Source organism: Nitratireductor basaltis (genome assembly GCF_000733725.1).
Classification (GTDB): domain Bacteria; phylum Pseudomonadota; class Alphaproteobacteria; order Rhizobiales; family Rhizobiaceae; genus Chelativorans; species Chelativorans basaltis.
Genome location: NZ_JMQM01000001.1, coordinates 1,404,237 through 1,427,323 on the forward strand (window position 1 = coordinate 1,404,237; position 23,087 = coordinate 1,427,323).

Consider the following 23,087-nt stretch of genomic DNA (forward strand, 5'->3'; position numbering starts at 1 on the left):
TGCCCGCGACCGGCGATGTCATCGAAAGGGGTTAGGCAGAAGCTGCCGGGAGACCCCAATTGACTTCATCCAGAAGGGCCACCGCCGATGCACGGCGCTTGGACCAGTTCAGGATGCGTTCGGCACGGAATGCCACGCTGTTGGTCTGCCACATGGAGACCATGGAGGTGGCAGTCGGCGTAACCGTGTCGTTGGTCGGGTTGTCCAGCATCTGCAGCGAGGCTTCGCGGGAAACGTCGATCATGACGCCGCCCTCGTCAGCGAAGTAGATGTCGGAAGCATTGACCAGAGCGACGTAGCCACCTGCCGAGACCGGTGCGAAGTATTCCGAGACAATGACCGGCAGGCCCATGAAGGTGCCGCCGTTCATGCTGATGCCTGGGAATTCCGACTGACCGAGCGGGTTGACCATGAGCGACAAGGCGAGTGCCGTTGCCGAAGACATGATCCACACACCGGCGGTCGGCGGGTTCTTCGCTGCCACGAACGTTGCCATCAGGGCACGAACGTCTTCACGGATCGCATCGGCGTCGTTGCCGCTCGACGTGATTGCAGTGACGCCGTTGGTGATGGATGCAGGGGAGACGCCCGCAGAAGCCGACTTCGATGGATCGATGAAATCGGTATCCACACGCTCTGCAACCGCACCGGCAAGGGCATCGCGCAGCAGCTGGTCAGCGGCAGGGCTCGACTTGCGCAGCAGTTCCTCGGTGACAACGCTGATGGTGGCGACCTTCAGTTCATCGAGGGTGTTGCGGTTGAAGTCAAATGCCGTGAGCGGCTTGGGCTTGCCCTCGCCCACCCAATAGGCCTGACCACCACCGGTCTGACCGATCAGGGGCGTGCGGAACGGCACCGTGCGCAGCGACGGGATGCCGCCCTGGCCGAACTTGCCGACGATGGTCATCGGGCGAAGGAACTCAACGAAATCGGCATAGACCGAGGTTTCGTCACCAACGAGTTCCGATGCCCAATTGCCATCGACGCTTGAACCAGCAACGACACTTGCTTTGGACACAATGCCGTAAACAGCTGAGTTCTCACCATAGAGCTGCTTGGCGATCTCGGTCTGACGGCGCTCGCCCTGGCTCAGGAACGCCAGTGCTTTGACCTTTGCGAGACGAGCGAACTCGATGCCCGGCGCCGCCTTGGGCCCCTTCACCGTAACAGCCGCACGAGATGCACCGGTATCAACTGGTGCGGACTTCTCCGCGCGGTTTACTGGCTTGGCTTCGATAGCCTTCGCACGCTCCATGCGGCGCAAGTCCTTCAGTTCCTCGTCAATGGTGTCATTCTCATCAGCGAGGGTGCCGAACTCTTCCTTCTCGGCCTCGTCCTTGGTGCGGCCTTCATCGGCAGCCTTGGACTGGATTTCCTCCATGCGGGCGAAGTTCGCCGCACGCTTGGCTTCAAGAGCCGTGATCTGCTCAGCGAGCGTCTTCATGTCATTGCCCTCCTTTGGGCGCAAATTGACGGGTTTCTTGGTTTTTCCCGAAGCGCCGGGAGATGCATCGCCATCGGCAGACTTGGTGCCAGACGCGGCAGGCGCGCCGATGTCGAATTTCTTGATGGAGGTGATCGAAGCCTCGGCCTGTGCCGGGATGGTCACGGCTGAGAGCTCCAGCCATTCCCACGCCTCATAGATCACGCCCCAGGAGTTGGGGATCTGTTCAGTCTTGAGCCCGCGGAAGCCAATCGACAGACCGCGCACGAGACCGGCCTTGATCAGCTTCCAAGCACGATCGATCTCGTCGCTCACGCCTTTGGCGATCTCAGCAACGATCTCGATGCCGTTCTTGGTCACGGTGGCTTCAGTGACATGACCAATCGGCTGGTCATGGTTGTGCTGCCAGAGAAGCGGGATCGGCAGCTTGAAGGATGCGCCTTCCGGCAAAACCACATCGTCCATGCGATCTGGCGAAGGTGTGGATGCGATGCCGCGGATAACGCGCGCGTCATCATCCATCTCCTTGACCTCAAGGAGACTGTAGGCCCTGTTCATGATGTTCTCCTGTGATCAGCCGAAGACGAGCATTTGATACTTCGGTTGAGCTTTGGGTTCCGGATTGCGGCTCATCACCGTGACCGCATCGAACAGCGCCATCACGGGGTCGATCTTCGCATCACCAGCATTCTGCTTGGTCGCGCGGATCGCGGTTGCCGTTGGTTCGATCTTCAGGTTCGAGACGCACCACGCCATCAGCTTTGACTGGCAGTGCCTCAACGTCCCATTGGACAACTTGCGCTCTGCGGTCTTGATCGCGTTCATCATCGCGTAGCCTTGAGGCGCGCCAATCAGTTCATTGTTTTCGGGCGTCACATCGATCTCAGCCAGCGCATCGATCATTTCACCAAGTCCGGCCGGATCGGCCGCGACCGCCGCAAGGAGACCTGCTTCCTTGATCGTGCGGATCAGATCGACCATCTGGGAGATGTCATCGAGTTCATCATCCACGATGACCAGCTCGCCATCGGCAGCAGCTTTCTCGAGGATTGGAGCGATCTTCTTGCGCCGCCTCAGCACGCTGCGGTGACACCATGACCGTGACCACGACAGCCAGTCCTTGGTTTCGCGGTGACGGCCCAGCGCGCTGAAGCCATAGAGGTCATCGAGACCGCCGCCGTCGAGGCCAACCACAATCACCTCGCATTCATCGAGAAGGCGCTGCAGGGTGATGTCTTCCTCACGCGCGGCCCAGAACTCTGCCCCAGGCCAGCGATTGGCCCGCAGGTTCATTCCGATCTCGACGTTGAGATGCTTGGCAAGGAAGGTCTGGATCGTGTCGCCTTCCTCATCATCACCGGTCTTGACCTTGGCCATCTTCCGCTCAAGCCAGTTCTGGCGAACGGATCGGCCCATATTCGGGTTGGTGATGTAGAAGTTCTCAGGCTCCAGATAAGCCTTGCTCTTGATCATCTCATCCGGGAACTCATAGAGCACCGGCAGGCTTTGCGGATCGTCAATCTTGCCGTCCCGCACGTCCCTGAAATAGTCCAGCTTCTCCTTGAAGACGCCAGCCGGCGGTTCATCGGATTGCGTGGAGATGTAGATCACGAAGCCTTCAGGCCGCGAGATCAGACCACCTGTCGCCTCCTGCAGCATGGCGCTGGCACCTGACTTTTTGCCGAACAGCCAAAGCTCTTCGATGAGAACGAATGCCGCCTTCTTGCCTGCCGCCGTGCTGGAGTCAGCAGAGACCACCTTCAGGACCGCGCGCGTGACGCGGTGGGTGATCTCCTTGGTGTTGTCCTGCACATGCAGAAGATCCGACAACTCAGGATCAGCCCGCACCATGTCGGCAGCAGGCTTGAACGAATTGTCCGCCACCTCTCGCGTCGGTGCCAGGATCAGAAGCTCTTGCGAATGCCTCCAGTTCCGAATGAGCGCGGTGAGCATGATCCCCGCGGCCATCGTGCTCTTGATGTTCTTCTTCGAGATCAGAAGGAAGAACTCTTCGATCAGCCGACGCGCGTTCTCATGGTCATAGGCACCAAAAATCGCCCGCACGAAATCGAAGACATATTCCTCGCAAGCCTCTCCGAATGTGGGCTGGCCAGCGACATCAACGATCTTCAGCGACTTAAAGACCGATAGCGCAGCCTCAGCTTCATCAGGAAACAGCGGGTCGAACGGTATCAGCGACCGCCGTTCAACAATCCGCTGCTCCCAATCGAGGCAAGCGGTCGACCATTTCGGCATCACCGGTTATCGACCACCAGTTTCGGCGGTGTCGGTGGAGCGAACTTGCCACCCACATTCTGCGCCGCGATCTGCTGCTCTTCCTTCTTGCCGAGCTTTGGTGCCTTGGTCTCCCGCTGCTTGACCTTCTGCTCTGCTGTGGCCGCGCCAAGCTGCTCCAGCATCTTGTTCTGTGCCGAGACATTCCCGCCCATTGCCGAACGGTAGCGCGCCATCAGAACATCAGCCGTGACCTTGGCAGAGCCGATCTTCAGCTCGAAAGAAAAGTGCTTGCGCAATGTCGGCACTGAGATGTCGAGCGCTTCTGCAATCTCTTCTTGCGACATGCCGGAAGCCCTGAGAACGCGCACCTTTTCGCGCTGCTCATCAGAGGGCTCGAACTCTGGCCGGCCCCTTCCTGTTCTTTTCGACATGTGTCTGATTTCCGCCTCAGCAAAAAAATATTTGAATGCGGGGGGCGCGGGTCCGCTCGGGGCAAGGATTTTTGACTTTTGATGTACCCCCCCATGGGGATGCCATCACAGTCGCTCATGCTTGCTCGCAGAAAGGCATCAAGCCAATTCTGCTACCGCAACCCCGTCCGCTTCTCTTCGCTCTGTATGAGACTGTCATGCACTCGCTTGGTCACGGTCTCGATGTTGCTCTCATCCCAGAACAGGACCGGATCACCATTGTGCGGTATCTTGTGGTTGGCGACTGGAGCGTTGGGCTGGTTGCCTCTGCCTGCGCATATCTCGCCACTACGTTGGCAGGTGTAGAGATCGCGGGTGAAGACCTTCTCGCGAAGGCGCTGCCATCTGGCTGTTTTGTACCAGGAGCGCCATGGTTGGGTGTCTCGCCTCTGCTTGTCTCTGGCCTTTTCATCTCCTGATGCGTAGCCGAGACGTGGTGCCATCTTCTTGATCGGTGAGGCGATGGTCTTCAGTCTTCCCATCACTCACCCACTCGCTTCATCCGGTAGTTCCGGCAATACGCAATACCAGTCCCACATGCCGTCATGCTTAAGTGCATCAGCAACGAAGCCATCGGTGATCATGTCCACCAAATGCGGGCCGTTGCAGGAGTTGGCGACCACGAGACGGCTGTCTCTGACCGCGATCTCGAACTCGTCATCAGTCAGATCGCTGATCGGTCGCCAGTGCATCAGATCCACCCAATGATCCACAGGCAGACAAGGCCAATGCCCCAGAAGGGCGCGGTGATGATCAACCCAAAGAGCAACACATAGACCAGCGAAATCAGTGAGATAACCAAATCGATCGGGCTTTGCATCACTCTCTCCTGAAAATGGAAAGCCCCAGCGCATGGCCGGGGCGATGAAGGTCAGGACGGGCGGCGCGGATCGTGACGGGGACGGAACCTTTACCGCCTTGTATCCCGCAGCCTGAAGGCTCGCATTAACCCGCCGTCCTGATCTGGTGAGACACCGGGATAACGCTTACCGCATGAGCCGGAGCTGCACGCGGGCCGGTGCCTAATACCGCTGGTTCCATAGCGCGACGGCTTCTGCCGGGTGGCGCGCCCCATTTGGGCCTTCTGCCTCACACTGATCATTGTCGCACACGACCTGGAACGTGCTGTCCGCCTCGCTGTCAGTTTCGACATGCAGATCAGCTCCGCCGCAGAAAGGGCATGGCTTTGCGCCATCGGCTGGAAGTGTGCGTGATACCATTGATCGGACCTTGTTCGGTGGGCCGGTGGCTGATTTGATTGGTGAGGAATGTCCCCGCCCGATCCTACATAATCTCTCACGTGACACGTAAGGCTTCAGAAGGGGCAGGGACCGACCTCAATCTACTTGCTTTCGCCAGATGTCTCAACACCTGAATGCGAATGAGGCCAGCCATCTATACCCTGATGACTGGCCTCTGGCGCAACCCGCAAGCGGGATAGCTATGCCGCCTCCTGCTTCCGCTTCATCGCCTCCCGCTTCCTTCGCATGTAGTTGCGAAGCTCGGTGGCTGTGGCGCCGGTGGGAGCGGCTTTGATCCGACCGTCTGCCTTTTGGTCATAGACCGATATGAAGGATTTGAATGCTGCGTCTGGAGCCCAGAAATTCGGGTCTTTTCGTTCGCCCGCATCACTGTCCAGCGTAGAGGAAACATGCCCGAAATCACGGGTTTCACGCAACACCCCATAACCGCCCGTTCCGTTATGCGCTGCACCGTCTCTGGCCAATCTTGCCGAAATAGCAGCCAAAGCGCGATTTTTCCGCCTGCTGCCAGTCTCTGGGTGGATGCGCTCGACCTTGAAACACCACTTCTTGAACGGTCTTCCACCGGCCTTCGCATGAGCCCAATTCCACAATGCCCTACGCTGTCCCTCGTTGTCGAGAAGGTCCATCGTCCAGCGGATGCATTTTTCCCAGTTCTCGATGTCTGCGCGCGTCGGCAGTTCGGAAAGCTTGTCGAACCAGCCCCAGCGCCATTCCTTGTGCAGAGGATCGTCGCCAGGCTCAAGATGATCGCCGTGCTGCTTCCCCCATCCTTGGATGTCTGCACTTGTGTGGATGTATGAGATCACGCAGCCGCTGAAGCCTTTCGGCTTGGTGCCGGTGCGGGGCATCTTCCGTTCCGTCTCGGCTGCCCGGATGAACAGCTCTGCAATTTCGCCATCTGTCATCCCGTTTCCCTCATGTCATCGAACAGATCAGGTTCAAGCGCCTTCTCTCCCAACTTGCGATATATACGCTCATTCACCATGCCAGCCAAAGAGTGTGGCAGCTTGACATGGCCGCGCAGGGATCGGGCATTGTGGAAGGCCATTTCGCCAAGTGGCATTTCATCGAAGACCGCAAGCCAGTCGCTCATCTGGTTCTCGATCAGGTTCGGATAGGCGCGGATCAGGTGAGAGACGCACCAGAGCGTGTCGCGATCGATGAAGGCATGATTGTTTGATGTTTCCGCCAAGGTGGTGAGCACGAGGCGCAAATGCCCTTCCCCATGTCGCGCTGCGATCTTAGTCATGGCACCAACGGCCCGCGTCTCACCGACGCCCGGATAACGATTGGCCGGGATGATCGAAACACCGTATTCGTCGCAAATCTTCGCGATATGAGGTGGGGCGATGGTCATGCGCGCTTCCTCACTGTCTCGACCCTCGTCAACCGGCTCGATCCCTTCTGTCTGACCAGTGTCGGCTTGGTGAGGCCCGGGAACAGTGCTTCTGCAGCCGAGAGACGCGCGTTGATGGTTTCGCCGTCCCTGCGCAGATCGCCGTTGAAGTAGGCCAGCAGGTGTTTGGTGCAGGCCTTCTGTGCCTCAAGCTCGGTCGAATAGATCACCGGCTTCTCGCCTTTGCCCATGATCGGCTTAGGGCGTGCATCCCGTGCCAGCCGTATCATGGCCCAGAAGCCGCCACCAGGCAGAGGGCAGGGATAGGCTGCGAAGCAGTTCATTCAACTGGCCTCCAGCAAATGGTTTCCACACATTCATTGGCTGACCACATGAACCCGCCGATGCAGACAAGGAACATGGCCGCAATCATCGCCAGCGGTATGATGTTTTCCATCCGCCAACCGGTGAGGTCCGCATCATTGATGGCGCGATCAAGAGAAAGCAGAAGAAAGAGCGCACATCCTCCTGTCATTGCAGCTATCCAGAGCATCACTTTTCTCCTTTCCTGATCGCATGCAGCACTGTGGTGTGATCGCGGTTGAACGCCCTGCCGATCTGCACATATGAGAGATCGGGCCGCGTCTGATGAACCTCGCGTATAGCCTTCTGCCTCACCGCAACGAGCTTCCTGCACCGTGACCGGCCTACCAGATCGCCGATGCAAAGCCCGTGCTCTTCTGCCACGCGCTGAATGATGTTCTTTACCGGCTCAAACATGTTGCCCTCGGCAAGCTCGCGCCTGATGAATGCACGCCGCGAACGGATCTGGTTCTTTGAGAGGTCTTTGAGCGAACCGCCCTCTTCCTCCACGCGGGCTTTGAGGATGCGCGATATCTGGGCTGCCTCTTCCGCCACTCTGCGCTCCATCTCGAACTTGCGAGCGGTTTCAGCCAGTTTCCGGCGCTCAGCCAATGCACGTTCCTGCTCCAAGCGCTTGCGGTTCTCTTCCGCCTCACGCTTCCGCCAGACCTTGCGCACATATGAGGGATTGTACATCTGAAGGCTCAAAGCATGCTCTCCATGGCTGGCTGTTGTTCTTCGTTCTCGCTGCGGTATCGGGTGAAGCGCGCCTCGAAGATCAGGTTCTCCTTGATGCCGGGATTGCCGAACCGGACCTTGATGGCGCCGATCTGAGCGATGTCCTGCTCGCCGTCTATGACCGCCTGCGGAAAGACCTTGCGGATGCGCTTCCAGTCGCTATCCGAGGCAGCCACGGCCTTTCGTTCCTCGAAGAACTTCATATAGCGATAGACATAGAAGATCGCGTCATAGGCCTGCTTGGCTGGATCGCCACCGAACAGATCGGCTGAGATCGGGCGGGGATTGTCGCGCTTCATGCCGTAGCTGTTGCGCTGGTTCAGGATCAGCCAGGCCGCGCCGGTCTGCTCTGCACCGGCTTTGAATATCTTGTTGATGTCCTTGGCCTTGGTGCCTTCATCCGCCCTGCGGTCTTCCGGCTTCACCGATCCGATGTGATCGACCACCACCAGAGGCACCTTGCCGTTGCCGTGGCGCTTCAGGAAGGAGCGGGCGAAGGAGACAAGCTGCCCAGCGCTATGATCGACGCATTTGACCACCTCGAAAGGCTGCTCATCGATCCACTGAGCGAAGCGGGTGAGTTTATCCATCTCCTGTTCGCTCAGATCGCCTGCACGCTGCCGTCTGGCCTCAATGGAGTGCTCCTGTGCGGCCATCTGCCGGATGCACTGTTCCGCCGTCTGGTCATAGCTGAGGAAGATCACTGGATGCCCCTTTCTCAGCGCATGGGTGATCATCTGGAGCATCAGGCTGGTCTTGCCCTCACCGGAGCTGGAAAGCAGGCCATAGAGGTTCCCTGCCTCAAGACATGGCTCGGAGATCACCTTCTCGATCTCCGGCAGGCAGAGCGGCACGCCATTGACTTTCCGGTTCTGCATGGCTTGCGTGATGGCGTCGATATACTGCCGGCCATGGGCTGCCTTGCCCGATGCGCCGACACGTTCCGCCCTCAGCTTTGCAAGCCTGTCTTCGAGAAGCGCCGCCTCTGCCAGAGGGTCGGTATCCGGCCCGCGCTCGAAGAGTGCATCGACAAGATCGGTGCATGTGCTGATCACCTCCCGGGACAGCCAAGCCTCATAGATGCCGATGGCGTAATCGCGGGCCAAAACTGGCGAAACCGCCTCTGTGGCGAGGCGGATGATGTATTCCTTGACCTTCAGGTCTGTCGTGACCTCGGCCTCGACATTGAGGAAGTCCTTCAGCGTGATCGGATTGGCTGCCCTGCCCAGCGAGATCAGCTTTCCGCAGGCGGTGAAGATTTCCCGATGCAGAGGCTCAAAGAAGTGCTCGGCACTGACGATCCTGCCCACCAGATCGAAACACTGGTTGTTGACGAGGATCGCGCCCAGAAGCGCCTGCTCGGCTTCCTGATTGTTCGGCAGTTCGCGGATCGGTGTTTGCGCGTTCATGCCGCCTGCCTCTGCATTTGGAGCATCTTGAACTCTTGGCTCGATGCACCTGCGAACGCGATCCAGCAGGCCTCTGCCATGTCATCGTTGGTGACTGTGATGCGGACCTGCCCACACTTCTGACGGGCGTGCTTCTTCCACTCAGCGCGGCCCCAGCCTTTGTTTCGGCCAAAACCGTAGGAAAGCTTGCGCCATGTTTCGTCTGTCATGGTGATGAACGGCACCTTGTAAGCCCCAAGGACCGCAGCGCATGTGGCTGCCATCTGATTGGTCGAGAGGGTCGCCTGAAGGCCTCCCATGGCCGCACCAGCCGCTTCGCTCTCCTGCTCGACACCCATGCCAGCCAGAAGCCCCTCCGGCCCCCTGTTCTTGCCTGCGCTGAATGGACGCCGCGGTGCCTGCTCGATTACCGCGAAATCGGGTTTCCCCTGCGCCTTGATCAGTTCCACAAGCTTGGGTGCCAGTTGGCCCGCATTGAGCTCGAACTTGCCTCTGACGCCCTTCACCTTCAGAACGCCGCACAGCATGGCTGAGATGGGCAGTTGATCGTCGTATATCGCCCAACCGCAACTCTGCGACGGGTCGAGGCCCATGATCTTCATCAGGCTGCCTCCCCGAATTTTCCGGCCTCATCGCCCCAGACTTCCCAGCCAGCGCGATCTGTGCGGCTGAAGAGTTCAAGACGGCGGGCATTGGGAATCAGCTTCTCAGCGGCGGCATAAGCCTCTTCAGGCTTGCGGGAATGCTCCCTCACCTGCCCCATGATCAGCGAGCGGACGGACTTGGTGGTTCTCGGCTCGCCTCTGGTGCCGATGAGAATCGGCTCATGTGCGCTGCGGAAGATGTATCCAGTGCCGAATGCCAGTTTGCCGTTGACGGTGGTCTTGCCCCAGGCACCAGCGGTCTTGAAGGTGAATCCCCATGCGGCCATGACCTCGAAGGCCTGCGGAAGCATCGGGTTAGTTGCCCAAAGCCACAGAAGGCAGTCAGGAGCAGCAAGATCGAGAACCGGCAGCGCCTTGATCTCGTCAAGCGTCTGGCACTTGTAGTGCGACTGTGCGGATTTGCCTTCGCCCTTGTCGGAGCGCAGCTCAAAGGCCCATGGCGGGTCTGCCATGATCAGGTCGAATGAGTGCGGGTTCAGATCCCCGAATGGCCAATCGAAGAGATGCATCACGCGCCTCCCTACCAAGCCCAGGCCATGAGGCCGATGCCGATAAGAGCCATGAACCAGATCACAGCCATGAAGCGTTGGTTCTCGCTCACTCCGCAGCCTCCAGAAAATCACTGGAAAGGGTCGCAGCTTGGCGAGGCGCAGCATCGGCCATGATAGCGCCTACGCAGGCCTTCATCTTGGCGACGGAGACTGCATTGCCGATCTGCTTGATCTTCTCGGTTTTGGTGCCGGCGAACTCATACTGCTGGTCCGCGGTATTGAACCCCATCGCTGACGCCAGCTCGTGCGGCTCCAGCATCCGGAAGAGGATGTCGTACCCATCGAATGCCTCAGCTAGTGCAAATTCGCCCCCTTTGGCTGTCGTGATGGTGGGGATCGGCTCATCGACGGAACGGCTTCCATTCCCGCTTTGGCTATGCGTGACCGGAACGACGACACCGAACCGATCTTTGGTCGTGACTGTTGGGAGCGGTTCATCCTCACTGGTGCAGCTGGAGTTAGCACCGTAGTAGGCTGAGATCAGCGCATGTGCCCCGCCAGCGCCGCCAGTTGTGGATGTGGGGAGAGGTTTAGAAACCGCTCGCGGCGAACCGCCAGATGCTTGCGACAACACGAACGGCTCAACGACTGCATATGAGCTGCCATCACCATGCACGGTGCCCAACGGGTCTTCGATGTCGTGTGCGCGTCGAGTGTATGGATCTTTGTCGCGGGCATCCGTTCCATGCGCGACTGTGACCAGCATTGGTCTTGCGCAGCCAGGACGGGATTCGGTACCGGCACCACCGGTGGTGATGGTTGGCAAAGGATCGCTTGCCGAGCGCGCGGCTCCGCTGTTGTGTTGTGAAAGAACCATGGGCTCCGCCAGCCAAACACCGCCCTTGGTATCGAGTGTCGGGACAGGCTCGGTCGAGACAGCCTTCGCCTGATTTCCCTTTCGCCCATTCATGATTACGGGCTCCGCAAGCGCGATATGTTGGCCGTTGGCCGCAATCGTAGGCAGTGGAGCATCAATCCCCTGCGCGGCCATATGATTGCGAAGCACAACGATGAATGGCTCAGGCCACTTGTGCTTCACCGCCCCTGCATGGATGCGCATGAGCGTCTTGGGAGCGAGAGCTTTCTTTCTGTTGAAAATCGACTTGCCCTTGATCGACCAGTCAATGATTTCTCGAGCTGGGCGCCATGGCTTTGCGTCAGAAAACAGCTCGCCTTTCACCTCAGAACGCTTGCGATGCGTCGGCATCGGCCAATGGACCTTTCGTCCGTCCGAGCGCGCCATCAGGATGAAACGCTGGCGAGTAGTGGCATCACCATAGTCAGCGGCGTTCAGCTTTCGCCATTCCGGATCGAAGCCAAGTCGCTTCAGCGTCTCAATCCACGCATGGAAATATTCGCCCTTGCGGCTCTTGATCGGCCTGCCTGTGCGGCGATCCACCGGCCCCCAGCTTGTGAACTCCCAGACATTTTCAATAATGATCCGCTTCACGCGGAGCTCGGTGAGCCAGGTAATGATGTGCCAAGGATCGGAACGCTGCTGGTCGCTGGTCGGCTTACCCCCGCGTGCAACACTGTGATGCGTGCAAGTGGGTGATGCCATCAGCAGATCGAGATACCCTTCCGGCACTAAAAGGTGTGGGCGGACGGTCGCAATATCCTGCACATAATGGCGTGCTTCTGGATGATTGCGTTGATGCGTGTCGATTGCTGTCGGCCAATGATTGACGCAGACCAGTTCCATATCGAGGCCGATTTCGTCTAGAGCGCGTGCGGCTCCGGTTGATGAGCCACCGGCACCACAAAGCAGGTCGGCAACGAGCATCTTTTTCGGTTTTCTGATTATCTGCATCCCATCCTCGAATTAAGGGGATGCGCCGATAGCCCCGGCGCAAGGCACGCGCGGGTTACTCGGCTGCTTCTGCTGTCTCGTCAGGAAACGGTTCATCCTGCTCCAGCGCGCTCGACAGATCGGCATTGGCGAAGGCGTTGCCCTCTGCCTCGCCTTTCAGCCATGCCTGCCCTGCTGCGCTTGTGGCGTCATAGGGATTGGCACCCTGCCCCTTGCGAAGCTTTCCGGCCGCAAGACCTTCCTCATAGGCGCGCTCTTCGAGAGGCGTCCGGTCTTCCTCGAACATGTCGAACTGGCGAGCGAGCCCGTGACCGAACATCTTTGCGATGCGGATGCGGCGCTGCATCGTGGCGATCACGTCGCCTGCATCCTTCTCTTCCAGCTCCATCGCGAACTTGATGTCAGCCTTGGTGAAGCCGTGGACCTTCAGGCGCTTGTAGGCCTCGTTGATCTCACCCATTTCCTCACCGATGGCGGACTTGCGCTCCTTGATCTCTCGGAACACGCTCAGGAAGGTCTGCTCTGCCAGCGCTTCCTTGTCGCTGTTGTGGCCGATGGCGGTCATGCTCGCTCCTTTCGGGATTTCTCAACTCGATAGATCAGCGTTGCGCCCCAGGCCTGAAACCGGCCCCCGCAGGCAATCAATCTCCGACCGGTAGCGATCTGGATCGACTGCGCGCAGCTTCGCAGCCAGCACCGCGTTGCGCTGTTGCGCCATGAAGAGTTCGTGTTTCGCACGTTGAAGACTTCCTTCGTTGTGGCTCTCGACGGCCTCGCGAACCGTGTCCGCAATATCAGCCGGTATCCGCTTGATCTTCTTCCACCGCAGACGCTCGATGACCGTCTGCGACAGGCCAGTGAGGCGGGAAGCCCGCCAGTTCTGCTCTTTGGCCGTTCCGTTCCCGCCAAGCAGGCGGACGGCTGAGGCCATTTCCTCGGCAATCAACTCAGCACGCATGATTTCCGTCTCGCGCCGTGGAATTTCTCGGTCGCGCCTCTGGTTTTCTCTCATCGGGAATTCCCCCTTCGCTACGTTCAGAAGCGTTGGAGACGGGGATTTCCTTGCTCCACGAGGTCGCCCAGCCGGGCGGCGTGAAGTCCAAGACAGGATGAAAGGGATCGAGACATGCACAGTCAGAAGCGCCGGGAAGCAAATCAGAACGTGCAGCTTGATCTATTCGGTGATTGCGCAATGCGGGGTGGTTCACAGGCCACCTCCGCGCCGCGCGGCATCTTCAGGAGAAACAAGAAGGTCTCGGCACAGGCAGGATGGCGCCCGTTCTCGACGGGTCATCTGCCAATGTACAAGCCAGGCACCGGCAACGAAGCCAACGCACGATGACAGCAGGAGATACAGAGCAAGATGCCAAGCCATTACGCTCTCCCGTCATCCAGAACGGCATCGACAAGGTTCTCTGTCGCCACGGTCTGCAGGATCTGGCGTGCAAGCTGGAGAGACGTGATCTCGCGCTTGGCTGCCGCCTCTTCGAGCGCAAAGAATGCGCTTTCGCTGATCTTCAAGGTGACGTTCTGCGAGCGTGCGCGGCCCAGCTTGAGCCCATTGCGGGTCGCTGTGGCGCGAACATACTCCACAGACGTTCCAAGCGCCTTGGCCACGTCCTGCGCCGTCGCGCCTTCATGCGCTTGCAGATACGCAATGACCTGGTGCTTGTTCGTCTTCGCACCTGACCGGACCTTGTTCGTTCTGGTAGTGCGGGTTGAGGTGGCAGCAGGGACGCGAGACACAGGCGCCCCTGCTGCGCGGTCAGCCGTGGGGAGGAGTTCACGGCTATTGGTGTTCATGTCGTGGAGGGTCATTTCAGCGCCCTCAGGAACTCAATGTAAGCCAGTACGAGGAACGCGATGACGATGGTGTCTGCGAGGTCCAAAGCGTTTTCCATCACCCCCACCTCGCCTTGAGATAGAGATGGCCGAATACGCAGATCGCAGTCATGCCAGCGATGTCGATCCAGCCGATCATGTCTGTGCAGGAGGTCATGCGGCTGCTCCTGCTTCCGGATGTTCCGGCCAAGGCTGCCAAGCAATCGGCGGGTGCTCTTTCGTGAACATCTCCCAGCGGCCTTCTTCCGGCAGCCAGCGGGAAACAGTGACCACGCCACAGCGACCGGCAGCGATGATCTTCTGATGCTGAAAATCGTCCACCAAGACCACCTCACCCTTGCGCTTCACTTCGCGCTGGATCGGCTTGCCTTTCGGTGCGGCGCTGAGGTCGAAGTTCCAGCTCATGCCGCAGCCTCCGGGCTTTGGAAGAACCATTCATCCTTCCAGTCCTTGCCAGCGGCCTTCACGGCTGCACGAATTTTGCCAAGCTGCTCGAGGTTCGGAGACGAGTCCCCGTTCTCCCAGCGGCTGACGGTGGCCTGGTTCGTTTCTGCGATCACAGCCATGTGGGATTGGCTGACGCCCAGAAGCTCTTTTCGGATGAATTTGATCGTGCTCATGCATCAATGCTTATGCGCAAGTGCATTTGCTGTCAACAATTTTATGCATGCGTGCATTTTACATGCATGGCGACGCTGGATAACGGCAATAGCATGAACTACTTAGCGATCTTGAAGGCCCTGCTCGAAGAGGCAGGCGGCAAGCAGGCCCGACTGGCAGAGATGCTAGGCGTGAACCAATCTTCCGTCTCTCGTTGGCTGAAGGGTGGCACCATCGACGTGGTGAGCCGCGACAAGATCACTGAACTCGCGCAACAACTCGACATCATCAACTTTACTGACGCGCCGGTGTCGGTCGACAAAAACTCGATCCCCGAGATCGATGTTACCGGCGGGCTGGGTGGCGGCGGTCTGGTCGCATTGGAGTCGACAGCCCGAAATGGAATCACCTTCGCCAAGGAGGTGGTGCGCGATCACTGGCGCATACCCGACTGGGCTCTTTCGCGAATGGGTGTGAAAGCTTCGAGCATCGCAGCGTTTCCGGTCCAGGGCGACAGCATGGAACCGACGCTCGATGATGGCGATATCGTCTTCATCGACACTCGACACCGCGTGCCTTCGCCACCGGGCGTTTATGCTCTGGCCGATGAATTTGGGGGCGTGGTGGTGAAACGGCTCGACGTTGTGTCCAAGCCCTCTGATGACGTTGTGGTGGTGAAGGTATCATCCGACAATCCCCGCCATCCTGAGCGCGAGCTGACGCTTGATGAAATCACCATCATCGGGCGCTTCATTGGACGCTTCACGACCTGACCGGAGAAACCATGCGAGCCGCAATCGCTGCACTTCTGCTTATCACAGCCTCGTCACCAGCCTTGGCTGACGGTTGTCGCGCGGCAGCCCATCGCGTTTTTCCGGTGCTGGTTGAGGAAGCCAAAGGCACCCGTCACGAAGCACAAATCGCCGCATCTATCGCTGAGAATGGCGAAGGCGCAACGATCGCCGGGATCGCGGCAACGCTGACCGATGAGCAATGCGGGTTTCTGCTGACAGCGGATGACAGCACCATTCGCGCGATTGCGATTTCAATGCTGCCCGAGCGAAATGGCGAATGAAGCTCAATCATCAACAGTTCTGATAGGTTGAGTATTATCTTCAACCTCTCAAGATCTGAAACATCTCAAGCTATCTTCTACCTGTTGACCAAGTCCTTGAACCCGAGAGGAGGGAGTGAGCAGGTAAAGACCCCCCTACCCCCAGAGAACCAAAGTTCCCCAGAGGTAGGGAGGCCGCATACCATGACTTGAACCGTCGTATCGGTCGTTCGCCTGGCAGGACGCCTTTCAGCTATCCGTCCTCTGTTTCCGGTGGCACCGTAGGACTTTCGACCCCCGCGCCTGCTGCTTGTTCCGGCCGGGAATTGCACCCGGTCACAGCCACAGAGCCAGACGTTGCTTTTCCGCGTGTACGCGGGTAAATTCACAACCGTTGAATGCCTGACATCTGCAACCCCGGTTGGCCCGCAAAGCCGCCGGGGTTTTTGCGTTTCCGCATGCAGGCAACATATGCGCGAATATTTTTATGCGCAAGTGCATTGACTATCTATGCATTTGTGCATAATCTTCCTCTCAACAACCACCCGCCCCACGAAGAAGCGACACCGCCGATCTGGGGCTGATTGAGAGGGATGAGAGATGGAACTCCAAGAGGTGATCGAGAAGATCGAGGCCAGCAGTGGCAGGGAGCGCAACCGCGAGGTTGATGAATTCCTGCAAGGTCTTTGGGATCGGGCTGGCGACGAGATCGATGATGAAAGCTTCATGGTCGAGATCGGCAACGTTACTTACCAGAAGCCCGCGCCGTTCACCGACGATCTGCACTGCGCAATGGCACTGGCGGTTCGCCTTCTTGATGATGGGCCGATCGATATTGAGGTCGCGCACCGGACCATCGGATGCGAGCGCATTGGCCGTGCGGATATTTGCGGACCGAAGGATGACGTGAGATGCAACGGCGCGACGCCGACGCTCGCGCTTCTGCTCGCCGTCCTCTGTGCCCACCAGATGCGCACGCAGCGCCCCGTCAAGGTGAGGGCCTGACCATGCCAGCCACATCGACCTACCAAGCCGCAGGAGCCGCGCTGTCCAAGGCGCTGAATGGCCCGTCGCTTGCCGAACTGGAAGCATCGCTTCATCACGCCGAAAGAGAGCTCTTCTGCGCTGATTACATCGACAACACCGAGCGGGCTTTTCGGGAAAAGGCTCATTGGCGCAAGCGCGTTGCCGATCTCAAGGCGCAGATCGCAGAGCGGAGGGCGTCATGAGCGACCTGTCTCAGAGAAACACCTGGACCGGCACCAGCCCCGAGGGACTTGCCTTCGAGATCGCCCATTGGGGCGTTGGTAATATGTGCGACGGGAAAGGGATGTGGAACTATTACGTGATCATCCATGAAGACCAGTTGCGGCCCGAAGATTGGGAAAAGGTATGGCTGCCTGTCGCCAATCACTGGCATCGATCCAATGGGCACGACGAGCCTTCTTACGACACATGGGGCAGCGTCCTTGAGGGAGGCGATTTCCACGGCGGGATCACGTTCTATGAGAAGTATGCTCAGGTTGACGGAACGCGCAGGTGGATCAGGGTTGGATGCGACTATGGGCACCTTTGGGACAGCGAGATTGGATACTCCTATTCGCTTGATCGCGTGAAGGCTGACGCTCTTCGCACATGCCGCGAGCTGGCTGATCTTCTGAACCCTTTGGTTCGCTGCGGCTATACCGGCCAGTTCTTCGATCCTCGCTTCGATGTCGGCGCTGATGTTCCTGGCTGGAAAGGGAAATTCCTATCGCCAGCAGGCCTTGGATCAAGATCGATGTGGTCCCGCAAGAATGCAGTGCGCAAATTGAGGGAGGCCGCGTAAATGAACCACCCCAGCCCGACCTACGCCCGTCACGAGGAAGCCAAGCACATGCGCTGGGCGATGATCTGCGCTGATGCCGGTGAAACAGATGCAGCCGAGGAAGAGCGCAAGAGCGCCGACACCTTCGCCCGTGTGGCTGAGATCGTGGAGCGCGCCTTGGCAGAGACGCCGACCGCTGCAGCGCTGATGGCCTCCCTCGCGTTCGCAATCCCATTCTGCGCGCTCGTCTTTGGGGCCTGAGCGCGGATCAACGACACGAGAGGACATGGATATGAGCCAGTTCAAGACCATCGGCGAGTGGATGAAGTTGGGCGTGGAACCAATCGGCTTCCTCAATGAGGACGGTGATGTTGTCGAAGCAATCGGCCTCAACCCCAAAGGCTTGTCCATCAAGGTCGCCCCACCAGCACAGAGGCGGTTGAGCGATGAAGGGTTGTTGAAGGCGCTGATCGAGTGCGTAAGCGCATCCCGAATGGCTGCGATAGGTCATGACGAGTTCCGCAGTCTGGTCAAAGAGGCTGACGAGACCCGCACCCAAATCCTCCAGCGCATGAAGGGACCGACGCGGGGGGAGGTAAGGAAAGCACTTGGTTACGTACTGGGATATCGCGATGGCACGAAAAGCCGAGAGCGCGAGATCGCCAACTTCCTCTCCATGTTCCCGGAGGGCGAGTGATGCTTGCGTATGCCTTCATGCTGAACTTGGTCAGTCACGTTGACAGCAGGCTGGAAAGCACCCGCGTCTTCTGGCGCCAGAAATACTTCAACGCAACGGATGAAGAAGCTCGCGACCCAAGGCCATGGGCCGAGGTTTTTGCAGAGCGCCCATCTAACGAGGAACTCCAGCCATGACCGACCTCGACTTTGACCGCATGGACTCCATTGGCGACCTGGCGAACAGGATTGTCGGCGGCTTGGCAAAAGAGCGCGCATGGGATGGGGAGACCATCTACAGCGATGGCGTGTTTTCCGGCGTCAGCCTCGATGACTATCACGGCAAGCCTGATCTGCTTGATGGTCCATCTGTCTCCAAATCAGCCCTGAAATGGCTTCTGCCGGCTCATGGCGGCTCACCGAAAGCGTTCTGGGGCCGGTGGAAGTGGAACCCCGACCACATTGAACCAGAAGGCTCCAAGGCGCTGGATTTCGGCAAGGCGGCTCATGCGCTCCTGCTTGGCGATGAAGTATTTTCGGAGAAATTCGCGGTGCGGCCCGACTATCGCCCAGACGATGGTGCGCTGCCAACGGACCAGCGCCGGAAGTGGAACGCCAATGCCAACGACTGCAAGGCTTGGCTGGAAGATCACAAGCATCTGACCATCATCTCGGAAGAGCAGATCGAGCGCATCAAGCGGATCGCTGACGATGCTTCCAAGCATCCGCTGGTGCAGATGGGCGCGCTGAATGGCCGTGTGGAACGGTCGATGTTCGCCAAAGACCCTGAAACCGGCATCTGGTTGAAGGCGCGTCCTGACGTAATCCCCGCGGCTGATGGTGTCTTCTCGGACCTGAAAACCGTCGCCAAGCTGGATGAAGACTTCCTCGAGCGGCAACTGTTCGATGCTGGCTATTACCTGCAGGCCGCGATGACACGCATGGTTTGCCGTGCGCTTGGACTGCCCTTCGAGACATTCGTGCTGTTCTACGTCCTGAATGATGACGTGCCAGACACCGCGCATGTCGAGATTTCAGTTCATGACATCGACCGTGGCGAGCGTGCGGTTCGGTGGTGCCTGAAGACCATCCGGCAGTGCCTTGATGATGGCGAATGGCCAGGAGCGCGACCGTTCGCGAATGGCGAGCGTCAGATCCAGCTCAAGCCATGGGCGAAGACGCGCCTCGATGAATTTCTCGATCACGAAGAACAGACCGCCCAGCAGGAGGCCGCTTGACCATGAACCAGATCGCAACCAGCACTCAGCGTGAACTTGCTGAGAAGGATAAATTTCGCCAGCAGATGAAAGGTCAAAGCGAGGCCTTCTGCGAGGCGCTGATCGGCTCGAACATACCACCCGAGAAATTTCAGCGCGTGGTTGCGACGGCGGTTATGACGGATACAAACATCCTCTTTGCTGATCGCAAATCATTGATGGAAGCCACCATGCGAGCCGCGCAGGATGGTCTTCTGCCGGACAAGCGCGAAGGCGCGTTCGTTCTGTTCAAGAACCGCGTGCAGTGGATGCCGATGATCGGCGGCATCATCAAGAAAATCCACCAATCCGGCGATATCTCACTGATCACAGCCAAGGTGGTTTATGGCGGTGACACGTATCGGACCTGGGTTGACGATGAAGGCGAGCACGTCCTGTACGAGCCAGCCGAGGAGCCCGACCATAATGTGATCCGTCAGGTCTTCGCGATGGCAAAGACGAAGGATGGCACGCTCTACGTCGAAGCGCTCACCACCCGTGATATCGAGAAGATCAGATCAGTCTCCCGCAGTGGCGAGAAAGGCCCATGGAAAGACTGGTGGGAAGAGATGGCGAAGAAGTCCGCTATCCGCCGTCTGGCGAAGCGCCTGCCGCTATCCTCAGATATCCACGATCTGATCCAGCGCGACAATGAGATGTACGACCTCAGCCGCGCACCGGAACCGCGCCAGTCGGTCATGGCCCGTTTCCGCGCCTCTGCAACGCCCCAGATCGAGATGGATCGTGGCGAAGGCTTCGACATCGATCACATCACCCGCGAGACCGGAACGCTCACCAGTGAAGACGCAGAACAAGTTTCATCGGCTTCCCCCTCTCTGGCCGATGAAGGCGACGGTGCTGACCCCGCCCCCGAAACCCCCAGCACCGTCGCCACCGAATCCGAACCCGCTGAAGCGGCGGACCAGGCAGAGGAAGCATCCACAGAACAGGCCAGCACTCCTGAAGCCTCTCATGGTGACGAGGCGGGTGCTTCCTCTGCCGTCAATCCTCAGACCTATGCGGCGATGACCGAATGCATCGATCGGCTGCTCGGTGCGGCCACTGACACGAGCGGTGGCGATGTCGAGAAGCGGAAAGAGAAGGTCGAGAAGTTCGCCGCTGCATGGTGCAACGAACTGCCGGATCACACCGCCTTTGTCGACAAGTGCAAGGACACGGCTCTGCGGATCGCGGAGAAGCCAGCCGAGCGCGCCAAGGCAGAGGAATATCTGAAGGCCAAGCTGCCGGAGGTGGAGGCATGATCTCCACCCGCTTGATCCGCCGCGCCATCCTGTCATGGCAGAACTGGAGGCAGAGGAAGGTACTGCACCGCGCCTGCCCTATCCTCGCTGATCTGGACCGGCAGGAGCGCGCCTACAGACGATCCCACAAGAAGGGTGCCGGAAGCATCGCGGAGCAGAAGCGCAAGGCGATGACGGCTCTGCTGTCTGGAAAGGTGGCGTGATGGGCATTGTTTCCCAGAAGCTCCGCAACAGCGCGTGCGGGCAGGACTGTTCATTTTCCATCCCAGGCGTCTGCAATCACAACCCCGAAACCGTGGTGCTGTGCCATGCGCCTTCTGAGGTGAAGGGCATCGGCAACAAGAGCCACGACTACCACGCCGCGTTCGGATGCAGCGCTTGCCATGAGGCGCTTGATCAGCACCGGCTCCCTGAGAAGTGGCACGAGTATTTCTATTGGCTTCGCGGGCTCCAGCGCACTTGGACGATCTGGGTTGAGCACGGGCTGGTCATCATTCCCGTCGATCCGGCTACAGCGAAGCGCAGGCGAAAGAAGAAGGCGAAGATGCCTTCGCGGCCGATCCCGAGCAGGCCATTCCCAAAGCGAGCGAAGGAAAGAGCATGACCACCCTCGATGAAGTCATTGACCAGTTGAACAGCACCGAACCGGCACCCGCTTTCGAGATTGGCCGCATCAAGCCCTTGGCCTGGGTGGATACGCCAGACGGTCCAATCGCAGCCATGCCGTTCGCCGTTTACACCGTCGATCGCGATGATCTTGGTTGGTGGTGGACCTGCACGACTGATGCGGAGCAGAGGTTTCCGTGCGAGAGCGAGGAAGACGGCAAGCAAAAGGCGTGGGAGCATTGGCGCCGAATGGCTGCATTGGTGCTAGAGCCCGCCCCCAAGGCGACAGAGGAAACGGCGGCGCGACTGATTGCCGCCGTGGAAGGTGAACTTGACGGTCTCGCCATCACCACAGCCCAGGCACGCACTCTGCTCGAAGCCGCTCAGGGAGGCCATAAGTGACCACCCACCTCGAACAGCCGGCGAAGCGCTCCAAGCGTGTCCGCGCGAGTGTAGCCGCCATCAAGGCTGCGCTCACGGCTGTTCAGGAGACTGGCCTGAGTGTGGATAAGGTGTGCGTTTCCGGTGGAGAAGTGGAGATCCACTGCGGCGGCATTGAGAACCGCAAGCCTGCTCAAAATGATGGTGGCCTCGAAGAATGGTGAGGCCACCCATGAAGGTGAATTTTCCGGGGCTCGTGGTGGAGCCCCTGCCCTCTGGCAAGAAGCGCTATCGCGTGCGGCCGGAAGGCGACAAGGCAAAGCGCATCCGCATCCATTGCGGCCCCGATGATCCCGATTTCCAACGGCAGTATCTCGCTGCACGCCGCGGTGAGAAGCCCGAACCTCTCAAAGCTGCATCCGACTATGCCAAGCCCAAATCGATCGGCTGGATGGTCAATGCTTATTTCGAGTTTCTGGAGGCACGGGTGCAGGCAGGCACCACGAGCCCCAAAACCCTCAAGAAGAAGCGCAACCTTCTGACCCGTCTGCTGGAACGTCCAGACCGCACGATGCTGATCCCGCAGGAGAAGCTGATCGAGATGCAGGACGCCATGGGCGCGACACCGGCGCAGGCTGATGCTTTCATCGAAGCCGTTGGCGTCATGTATGACTGGGCCATCGAGCGGAAATACCTGCAGCAGAACCCTGCACGCGGGATCAAGCCGATCTATCGGAAGGGCAGCGGCGCAAAGCCATGGAAGGCTGCCGATGTGCGCGCATTCTTCGCTAAGCACCGAATCGGCACGAAGCCCCATGTGGCGCTGTCAGTGCTGCTCTGGACTGGCTGCAGGATCGAAGACCTGACCGTACTTGGGCGAAGCCATGAATGCGTCATAGACGGGATTGAGGCGCTGCGCTGGACGCCATTGAAGAAGGGATCGACGGAGGTCTCCATTCCCCTGCTTCCGCCGCTCAAGGAAGCCACCAGGGCGATGACGGTGCAGGGCGCAACCTATGTGCTGGGAAGAGGTGGGAAGCCGTTCGCCAGTGGCGACAGCATGTCAGCCATGTTCAAGCGCTGGTGCAAGGATGCAGGCCTCGCGGACCTCTCAGCGCATGGCGTCCGAAAAGGGCTTGCCGAGCTTCTGGCAGAGCTGGGCTGCAGCCAATACGAGATCATGGCGATCCTCGGTCATTCCGAGGCCAAGACCAGCGAAGTCTACACGCGCCGTGTAGAGCGCTGGAAGCTCGCGAAAACTGCTATTGATCGAGTGAAGGTGTCCCAAGCATGGGTTTGACGTGGGACACTTTTG

General features: G+C 59.0%; 35 protein-coding genes. 14 read left to right on the forward strand and 21 right to left on the reverse strand.

Going from position 1 to position 23,087, the window contains the following annotated elements:
- Positions 1 to 31: 31 nt before the first annotated feature.
- The 21 genes from EL18_RS06745 to EL18_RS06840 all read right to left on the reverse strand — a co-directional run bounded on the left by EL18_RS06745 (position 32) and on the right by EL18_RS06840 (position 14,751).
- Positions 32 to 2,002, reverse strand: coding sequence for a phage major capsid protein (locus EL18_RS06745; RefSeq protein ID WP_036481049.1), 1,971 nt, complete (start codon positions 2,000 to 2,002; stop codon positions 32 to 34).
- 15 nt (positions 2,003 to 2,017) lie between these two features.
- Positions 2,018 to 3,700 (reverse strand): terminase large subunit, encoded by a 1,683-nt coding sequence (locus EL18_RS06750; RefSeq protein ID WP_036481052.1) that lies wholly within the window; start codon positions 3,698 to 3,700, stop codon positions 2,018 to 2,020.
- Positions 3,700 to 4,113, reverse strand: coding sequence for a helix-turn-helix domain-containing protein (locus EL18_RS06755; RefSeq protein ID WP_051913838.1), 414 nt, complete (start codon positions 4,111 to 4,113; stop codon positions 3,700 to 3,702). Before EL18_RS06755 ends, EL18_RS06750 begins: the two co-directional genes overlap by 1 nt.
- Positions 4,114 to 4,265: 152 nt before the next feature.
- Positions 4,266 to 4,634, reverse strand: coding sequence for an HNH endonuclease (locus EL18_RS06760; protein ID WP_036481057.1), 369 nt, complete (start codon positions 4,632 to 4,634; stop codon positions 4,266 to 4,268).
- A 3-nt stretch (positions 4,635 to 4,637) separates the two neighbouring features.
- A complete protein-coding gene (locus EL18_RS06765) occupies positions 4,638 to 4,844 on the reverse strand; it encodes a hypothetical protein (protein WP_036481059.1) in 207 nt (68 codons plus the stop codon).
- Positions 4,844 to 4,972, reverse strand: a complete 129-nt coding sequence (locus EL18_RS18285; protein WP_280113657.1) for a hypothetical protein — start codon at positions 4,970 to 4,972, stop codon at positions 4,844 to 4,846. The genes EL18_RS06765 and EL18_RS18285 overlap by 1 nt, the downstream gene beginning before the upstream one ends.
- A 202-nt stretch (positions 4,973 to 5,174) precedes the next feature.
- Positions 5,175 to 5,372 (reverse strand): Lar family restriction alleviation protein, encoded by a 198-nt coding sequence (locus tag EL18_RS18365; protein WP_081871109.1) that lies wholly within the window; start codon positions 5,370 to 5,372, stop codon positions 5,175 to 5,177.
- Between the two features lie 221 nt (positions 5,373 to 5,593).
- Positions 5,594 to 6,322 (reverse strand): hypothetical protein, encoded by a 729-nt coding sequence (locus EL18_RS06770; RefSeq protein WP_036481061.1) that lies wholly within the window; start codon positions 6,320 to 6,322, stop codon positions 5,594 to 5,596.
- Positions 6,319 to 6,774: a hypothetical protein gene (locus tag EL18_RS06775; RefSeq protein ID WP_036481064.1), complete on the reverse strand. Its 456-nt coding sequence runs from the start codon at positions 6,772 to 6,774 to the stop codon at positions 6,319 to 6,321. Before EL18_RS06775 ends, EL18_RS06770 begins: the two co-directional genes overlap by 4 nt.
- A complete protein-coding gene (locus tag EL18_RS06780) occupies positions 6,771 to 7,097 on the reverse strand; it encodes a hypothetical protein (RefSeq protein WP_036481066.1) in 327 nt (108 codons plus the stop codon). The genes EL18_RS06775 and EL18_RS06780 overlap by 4 nt, the downstream gene beginning before the upstream one ends.
- A complete protein-coding gene (locus EL18_RS06785; protein WP_036481068.1) occupies positions 7,094 to 7,306 on the reverse strand; it encodes a hypothetical protein in 213 nt (70 codons plus the stop codon). Before EL18_RS06785 ends, EL18_RS06780 begins: the two co-directional genes overlap by 4 nt.
- Positions 7,306 to 7,824, reverse strand: a complete 519-nt coding sequence (locus EL18_RS06790; RefSeq protein ID WP_152552966.1) for a helix-turn-helix domain-containing protein — start codon at positions 7,822 to 7,824, stop codon at positions 7,306 to 7,308. The genes EL18_RS06785 and EL18_RS06790 overlap by 1 nt, the downstream gene beginning before the upstream one ends.
- On the reverse strand, positions 7,821 to 9,263 hold the full coding sequence (locus tag EL18_RS06795; RefSeq protein ID WP_036481072.1) for a replicative DNA helicase: 1,443 nt from the start codon (positions 9,261 to 9,263) through the stop codon (positions 7,821 to 7,823). The genes EL18_RS06790 and EL18_RS06795 overlap by 4 nt, the downstream gene beginning before the upstream one ends.
- A complete protein-coding gene (locus EL18_RS06800; protein ID WP_036481075.1) occupies positions 9,260 to 9,865 on the reverse strand; it encodes a RuvC family protein in 606 nt (201 codons plus the stop codon). Before EL18_RS06800 ends, EL18_RS06795 begins: the two co-directional genes overlap by 4 nt.
- Positions 9,865 to 10,437 (reverse strand): MT-A70 family methyltransferase, encoded by a 573-nt coding sequence (locus EL18_RS06805; RefSeq protein ID WP_036481077.1) that lies wholly within the window; start codon positions 10,435 to 10,437, stop codon positions 9,865 to 9,867. The genes EL18_RS06800 and EL18_RS06805 overlap by 1 nt, the downstream gene beginning before the upstream one ends.
- A gap of 88 nt (positions 10,438 to 10,525) precedes the next feature.
- Positions 10,526 to 12,289 (reverse strand): DNA cytosine methyltransferase, encoded by a 1,764-nt coding sequence (locus EL18_RS06810; RefSeq protein ID WP_244444530.1) that lies wholly within the window; start codon positions 12,287 to 12,289, stop codon positions 10,526 to 10,528.
- Between the two features lie 55 nt (positions 12,290 to 12,344).
- A complete protein-coding gene (locus EL18_RS06815) occupies positions 12,345 to 12,854 on the reverse strand; it encodes a ribosome modulation factor (protein WP_036481080.1) in 510 nt (169 codons plus the stop codon).
- Between the two features lie 21 nt (positions 12,855 to 12,875).
- Complete coding sequence (locus EL18_RS06820) at positions 12,876 to 13,301, reverse strand: hypothetical protein (RefSeq protein ID WP_036481081.1); 426 nt, start codon at positions 13,299 to 13,301, stop codon at positions 12,876 to 12,878.
- A gap of 362 nt (positions 13,302 to 13,663) precedes the next feature.
- The gene (locus EL18_RS06830) at positions 13,664 to 14,107 is read right to left on the reverse strand and encodes a hypothetical protein (RefSeq protein ID WP_036481085.1); all 444 of its coding nucleotides are present in this window, start codon (positions 14,105 to 14,107) and stop codon (positions 13,664 to 13,666) included.
- A 177-nt stretch (positions 14,108 to 14,284) separates the two neighbouring features.
- Positions 14,285 to 14,536 carry a hypothetical protein gene (locus EL18_RS06835; protein ID WP_036481087.1) on the reverse strand — a complete coding sequence of 84 codons (252 nt, stop codon included), beginning with the start codon at positions 14,534 to 14,536 and terminating at the stop codon, positions 14,285 to 14,287.
- Complete coding sequence (locus EL18_RS06840; RefSeq protein ID WP_036481089.1) at positions 14,533 to 14,751, reverse strand: helix-turn-helix domain-containing protein; 219 nt, start codon at positions 14,749 to 14,751, stop codon at positions 14,533 to 14,535. The genes EL18_RS06835 and EL18_RS06840 overlap by 4 nt, the downstream gene beginning before the upstream one ends.
- Before the next feature lie 66 nt (positions 14,752 to 14,817).
- Between EL18_RS06840 and EL18_RS17255 the strand changes: the two genes are divergently transcribed.
- The 14 genes from EL18_RS17255 to EL18_RS06910 all read left to right on the forward strand — a co-directional run bounded on the left by EL18_RS17255 (position 14,818) and on the right by EL18_RS06910 (position 23,072).
- Positions 14,818 to 15,504, forward strand: a complete 687-nt coding sequence (locus EL18_RS17255) for a LexA family transcriptional regulator (protein WP_051913840.1) — start codon at positions 14,818 to 14,820, stop codon at positions 15,502 to 15,504.
- A gap of 11 nt (positions 15,505 to 15,515) precedes the next feature.
- Entirely contained in the window at positions 15,516 to 15,806 is a 291-nt protein-coding gene (locus tag EL18_RS06850) for a hypothetical protein (RefSeq protein WP_036481091.1), read from the forward strand.
- Between the two features lie 594 nt (positions 15,807 to 16,400).
- A complete protein-coding gene (locus tag EL18_RS06855) occupies positions 16,401 to 16,790 on the forward strand; it encodes a hypothetical protein (RefSeq protein ID WP_152552967.1) in 390 nt (129 codons plus the stop codon).
- Positions 16,791 to 16,792: 2 nt separating this feature from the next.
- A complete protein-coding gene (locus tag EL18_RS06860; RefSeq protein ID WP_036481095.1) occupies positions 16,793 to 17,014 on the forward strand; it encodes a hypothetical protein in 222 nt (73 codons plus the stop codon).
- On the forward strand, positions 17,011 to 17,613 hold the full coding sequence (locus EL18_RS06865; protein ID WP_036481097.1) for a hypothetical protein: 603 nt from the start codon (positions 17,011 to 17,013) through the stop codon (positions 17,611 to 17,613). The genes EL18_RS06860 and EL18_RS06865 overlap by 4 nt, the downstream gene beginning before the upstream one ends.
- Positions 17,614 to 17,853 carry a hypothetical protein gene (locus EL18_RS06870; protein ID WP_036481099.1) on the forward strand — a complete coding sequence of 80 codons (240 nt, stop codon included), beginning with the start codon at positions 17,614 to 17,616 and terminating at the stop codon, positions 17,851 to 17,853.
- A 31-nt stretch (positions 17,854 to 17,884) separates the two neighbouring features.
- Positions 17,885 to 18,289 carry a hypothetical protein gene (locus EL18_RS06875; RefSeq protein ID WP_152552968.1) on the forward strand — a complete coding sequence of 135 codons (405 nt, stop codon included), beginning with the start codon at positions 17,885 to 17,887 and terminating at the stop codon, positions 18,287 to 18,289.
- 172 nt (positions 18,290 to 18,461) lie between these two features.
- Entirely contained in the window at positions 18,462 to 19,505 is a 1,044-nt protein-coding gene (locus EL18_RS06880) for a PD-(D/E)XK nuclease-like domain-containing protein (protein WP_036481103.1), read from the forward strand.
- Positions 19,506 to 19,507: 2 nt separating this feature from the next.
- Entirely contained in the window at positions 19,508 to 20,785 is a 1,278-nt protein-coding gene (locus EL18_RS17260; protein WP_051913842.1) for a recombinase RecT, read from the forward strand.
- The gene (locus EL18_RS06890) at positions 20,782 to 20,988 is read left to right on the forward strand and encodes a hypothetical protein (protein WP_036481105.1); all 207 of its coding nucleotides are present in this window, start codon (positions 20,782 to 20,784) and stop codon (positions 20,986 to 20,988) included. The genes EL18_RS17260 and EL18_RS06890 overlap by 4 nt, the downstream gene beginning before the upstream one ends.
- Entirely contained in the window at positions 20,988 to 21,389 is a 402-nt protein-coding gene (locus tag EL18_RS17265; protein ID WP_051913844.1) for a nuclease domain-containing protein, read from the forward strand. The genes EL18_RS06890 and EL18_RS17265 overlap by 1 nt, the downstream gene beginning before the upstream one ends.
- Positions 21,386 to 21,793: a hypothetical protein gene (locus EL18_RS06900; protein WP_036481107.1), complete on the forward strand. Its 408-nt coding sequence runs from the start codon at positions 21,386 to 21,388 to the stop codon at positions 21,791 to 21,793. Before EL18_RS17265 ends, EL18_RS06900 begins: the two co-directional genes overlap by 4 nt.
- Entirely contained in the window at positions 21,790 to 21,996 is a 207-nt protein-coding gene (locus tag EL18_RS06905) for a hypothetical protein (RefSeq protein WP_036481109.1), read from the forward strand. The genes EL18_RS06900 and EL18_RS06905 overlap by 4 nt, the downstream gene beginning before the upstream one ends.
- A gap of 8 nt (positions 21,997 to 22,004) precedes the next feature.
- On the forward strand, positions 22,005 to 23,072 hold the full coding sequence (locus tag EL18_RS06910) for a tyrosine-type recombinase/integrase (RefSeq protein ID WP_244444531.1): 1,068 nt from the start codon (positions 22,005 to 22,007) through the stop codon (positions 23,070 to 23,072).
- Positions 23,073 to 23,087: the final 15 nt, after the last annotated feature.

Excerpts from the sequence above, each read along its gene's own strand:
- EL18_RS06805 (WP_036481077.1), bottom strand. The coding sequence starts at position 10,437 with ATGCATCTCTTCGATTGGCCATTCGGGGATCTGAACCCGCACTCATTC.
- EL18_RS18365 (WP_081871109.1), bottom strand. The coding sequence starts at position 5,372 with ATGGTATCACGCACACTTCCAGCCGATGGCGCAAAGCCATGCCCTTTC.
- EL18_RS06860 (WP_036481095.1), top strand. The coding sequence starts at position 16,793 with ATGCCAGCCACATCGACCTACCAAGCCGCAGGAGCCGCGCTGTCCAAG.
- EL18_RS06850 (WP_036481091.1), top strand. The coding sequence starts at position 15,516 with ATGCGAGCCGCAATCGCTGCACTTCTGCTTATCACAGCCTCGTCACCA.
- EL18_RS06890 (WP_036481105.1), top strand. The coding sequence starts at position 20,782 with ATGATCTCCACCCGCTTGATCCGCCGCGCCATCCTGTCATGGCAGAAC.
- EL18_RS06870 (WP_036481099.1), top strand. The coding sequence starts at position 17,614 with ATGAACCACCCCAGCCCGACCTACGCCCGTCACGAGGAAGCCAAGCAC.
- EL18_RS06785 (WP_036481068.1), bottom strand. The coding sequence starts at position 7,306 with ATGCTCTGGATAGCTGCAATGACAGGAGGATGTGCGCTCTTTCTTCTG.
- EL18_RS06910 (WP_244444531.1), top strand. The coding sequence starts at position 22,005 with ATGAAGGTGAATTTTCCGGGGCTCGTGGTGGAGCCCCTGCCCTCTGGC.
- EL18_RS06900 (WP_036481107.1), top strand. The coding sequence starts at position 21,386 with ATGACCACCCTCGATGAAGTCATTGACCAGTTGAACAGCACCGAACCG.
- EL18_RS06875 (WP_152552968.1), top strand. The coding sequence starts at position 17,885 with ATGAGCCAGTTCAAGACCATCGGCGAGTGGATGAAGTTGGGCGTGGAA.
- EL18_RS06835 (WP_036481087.1), bottom strand. The coding sequence starts at position 14,536 with ATGAGCTGGAACTTCGACCTCAGCGCCGCACCGAAAGGCAAGCCGATC.
- EL18_RS06745 (WP_036481049.1), bottom strand. The coding sequence starts at position 2,002 with ATGAACAGGGCCTACAGTCTCCTTGAGGTCAAGGAGATGGATGATGAC.
- EL18_RS06775 (WP_036481064.1), bottom strand. The coding sequence starts at position 6,774 with ATGACCATCGCCCCACCTCATATCGCGAAGATTTGCGACGAATACGGT.
- EL18_RS06865 (WP_036481097.1), top strand. The coding sequence starts at position 17,011 with ATGAGCGACCTGTCTCAGAGAAACACCTGGACCGGCACCAGCCCCGAG.
- EL18_RS06815 (WP_036481080.1), bottom strand. The coding sequence starts at position 12,854 with ATGACCGCCATCGGCCACAACAGCGACAAGGAAGCGCTGGCAGAGCAG.
- EL18_RS06770 (WP_036481061.1), bottom strand. The coding sequence starts at position 6,322 with ATGACAGATGGCGAAATTGCAGAGCTGTTCATCCGGGCAGCCGAGACG.
- EL18_RS18285 (WP_280113657.1), bottom strand. The coding sequence starts at position 4,972 with ATGCAAAGCCCGATCGATTTGGTTATCTCACTGATTTCGCTGGTCTAT.
- EL18_RS06760 (WP_036481057.1), bottom strand. The coding sequence starts at position 4,634 with ATGGGAAGACTGAAGACCATCGCCTCACCGATCAAGAAGATGGCACCA.
- EL18_RS06810 (WP_244444530.1), bottom strand. The coding sequence starts at position 12,289 with ATGCAGATAATCAGAAAACCGAAAAAGATGCTCGTTGCCGACCTGCTT.
- EL18_RS06820 (WP_036481081.1), bottom strand. The coding sequence starts at position 13,301 with ATGAGAGAAAACCAGAGGCGCGACCGAGAAATTCCACGGCGCGAGACG.
- EL18_RS06780 (WP_036481066.1), bottom strand. The coding sequence starts at position 7,097 with ATGAACTGCTTCGCAGCCTATCCCTGCCCTCTGCCTGGTGGCGGCTTC.
- EL18_RS17260 (WP_051913842.1), top strand. The coding sequence starts at position 19,508 with ATGAACCAGATCGCAACCAGCACTCAGCGTGAACTTGCTGAGAAGGAT.
- EL18_RS17265 (WP_051913844.1), top strand. The coding sequence starts at position 20,988 with ATGGGCATTGTTTCCCAGAAGCTCCGCAACAGCGCGTGCGGGCAGGAC.
- EL18_RS06795 (WP_036481072.1), bottom strand. The coding sequence starts at position 9,263 with ATGAACGCGCAAACACCGATCCGCGAACTGCCGAACAATCAGGAAGCC.
- EL18_RS06755 (WP_051913838.1), bottom strand. The coding sequence starts at position 4,113 with ATGTCGAAAAGAACAGGAAGGGGCCGGCCAGAGTTCGAGCCCTCTGAT.
- EL18_RS06750 (WP_036481052.1), bottom strand. The coding sequence starts at position 3,700 with ATGCCGAAATGGTCGACCGCTTGCCTCGATTGGGAGCAGCGGATTGTT.
- EL18_RS17255 (WP_051913840.1), top strand. The coding sequence starts at position 14,818 with ATGGCGACGCTGGATAACGGCAATAGCATGAACTACTTAGCGATCTTG.
- EL18_RS06765 (WP_036481059.1), bottom strand. The coding sequence starts at position 4,844 with ATGCACTGGCGACCGATCAGCGATCTGACTGATGACGAGTTCGAGATC.
- EL18_RS06840 (WP_036481089.1), bottom strand. The coding sequence starts at position 14,751 with ATGAGCACGATCAAATTCATCCGAAAAGAGCTTCTGGGCGTCAGCCAA.
- EL18_RS06800 (WP_036481075.1), bottom strand. The coding sequence starts at position 9,865 with ATGAAGATCATGGGCCTCGACCCGTCGCAGAGTTGCGGTTGGGCGATA.
- EL18_RS06830 (WP_036481085.1), bottom strand. The coding sequence starts at position 14,107 with ATGACCCTCCACGACATGAACACCAATAGCCGTGAACTCCTCCCCACG.
- EL18_RS06880 (WP_036481103.1), top strand. The coding sequence starts at position 18,462 with ATGACCGACCTCGACTTTGACCGCATGGACTCCATTGGCGACCTGGCG.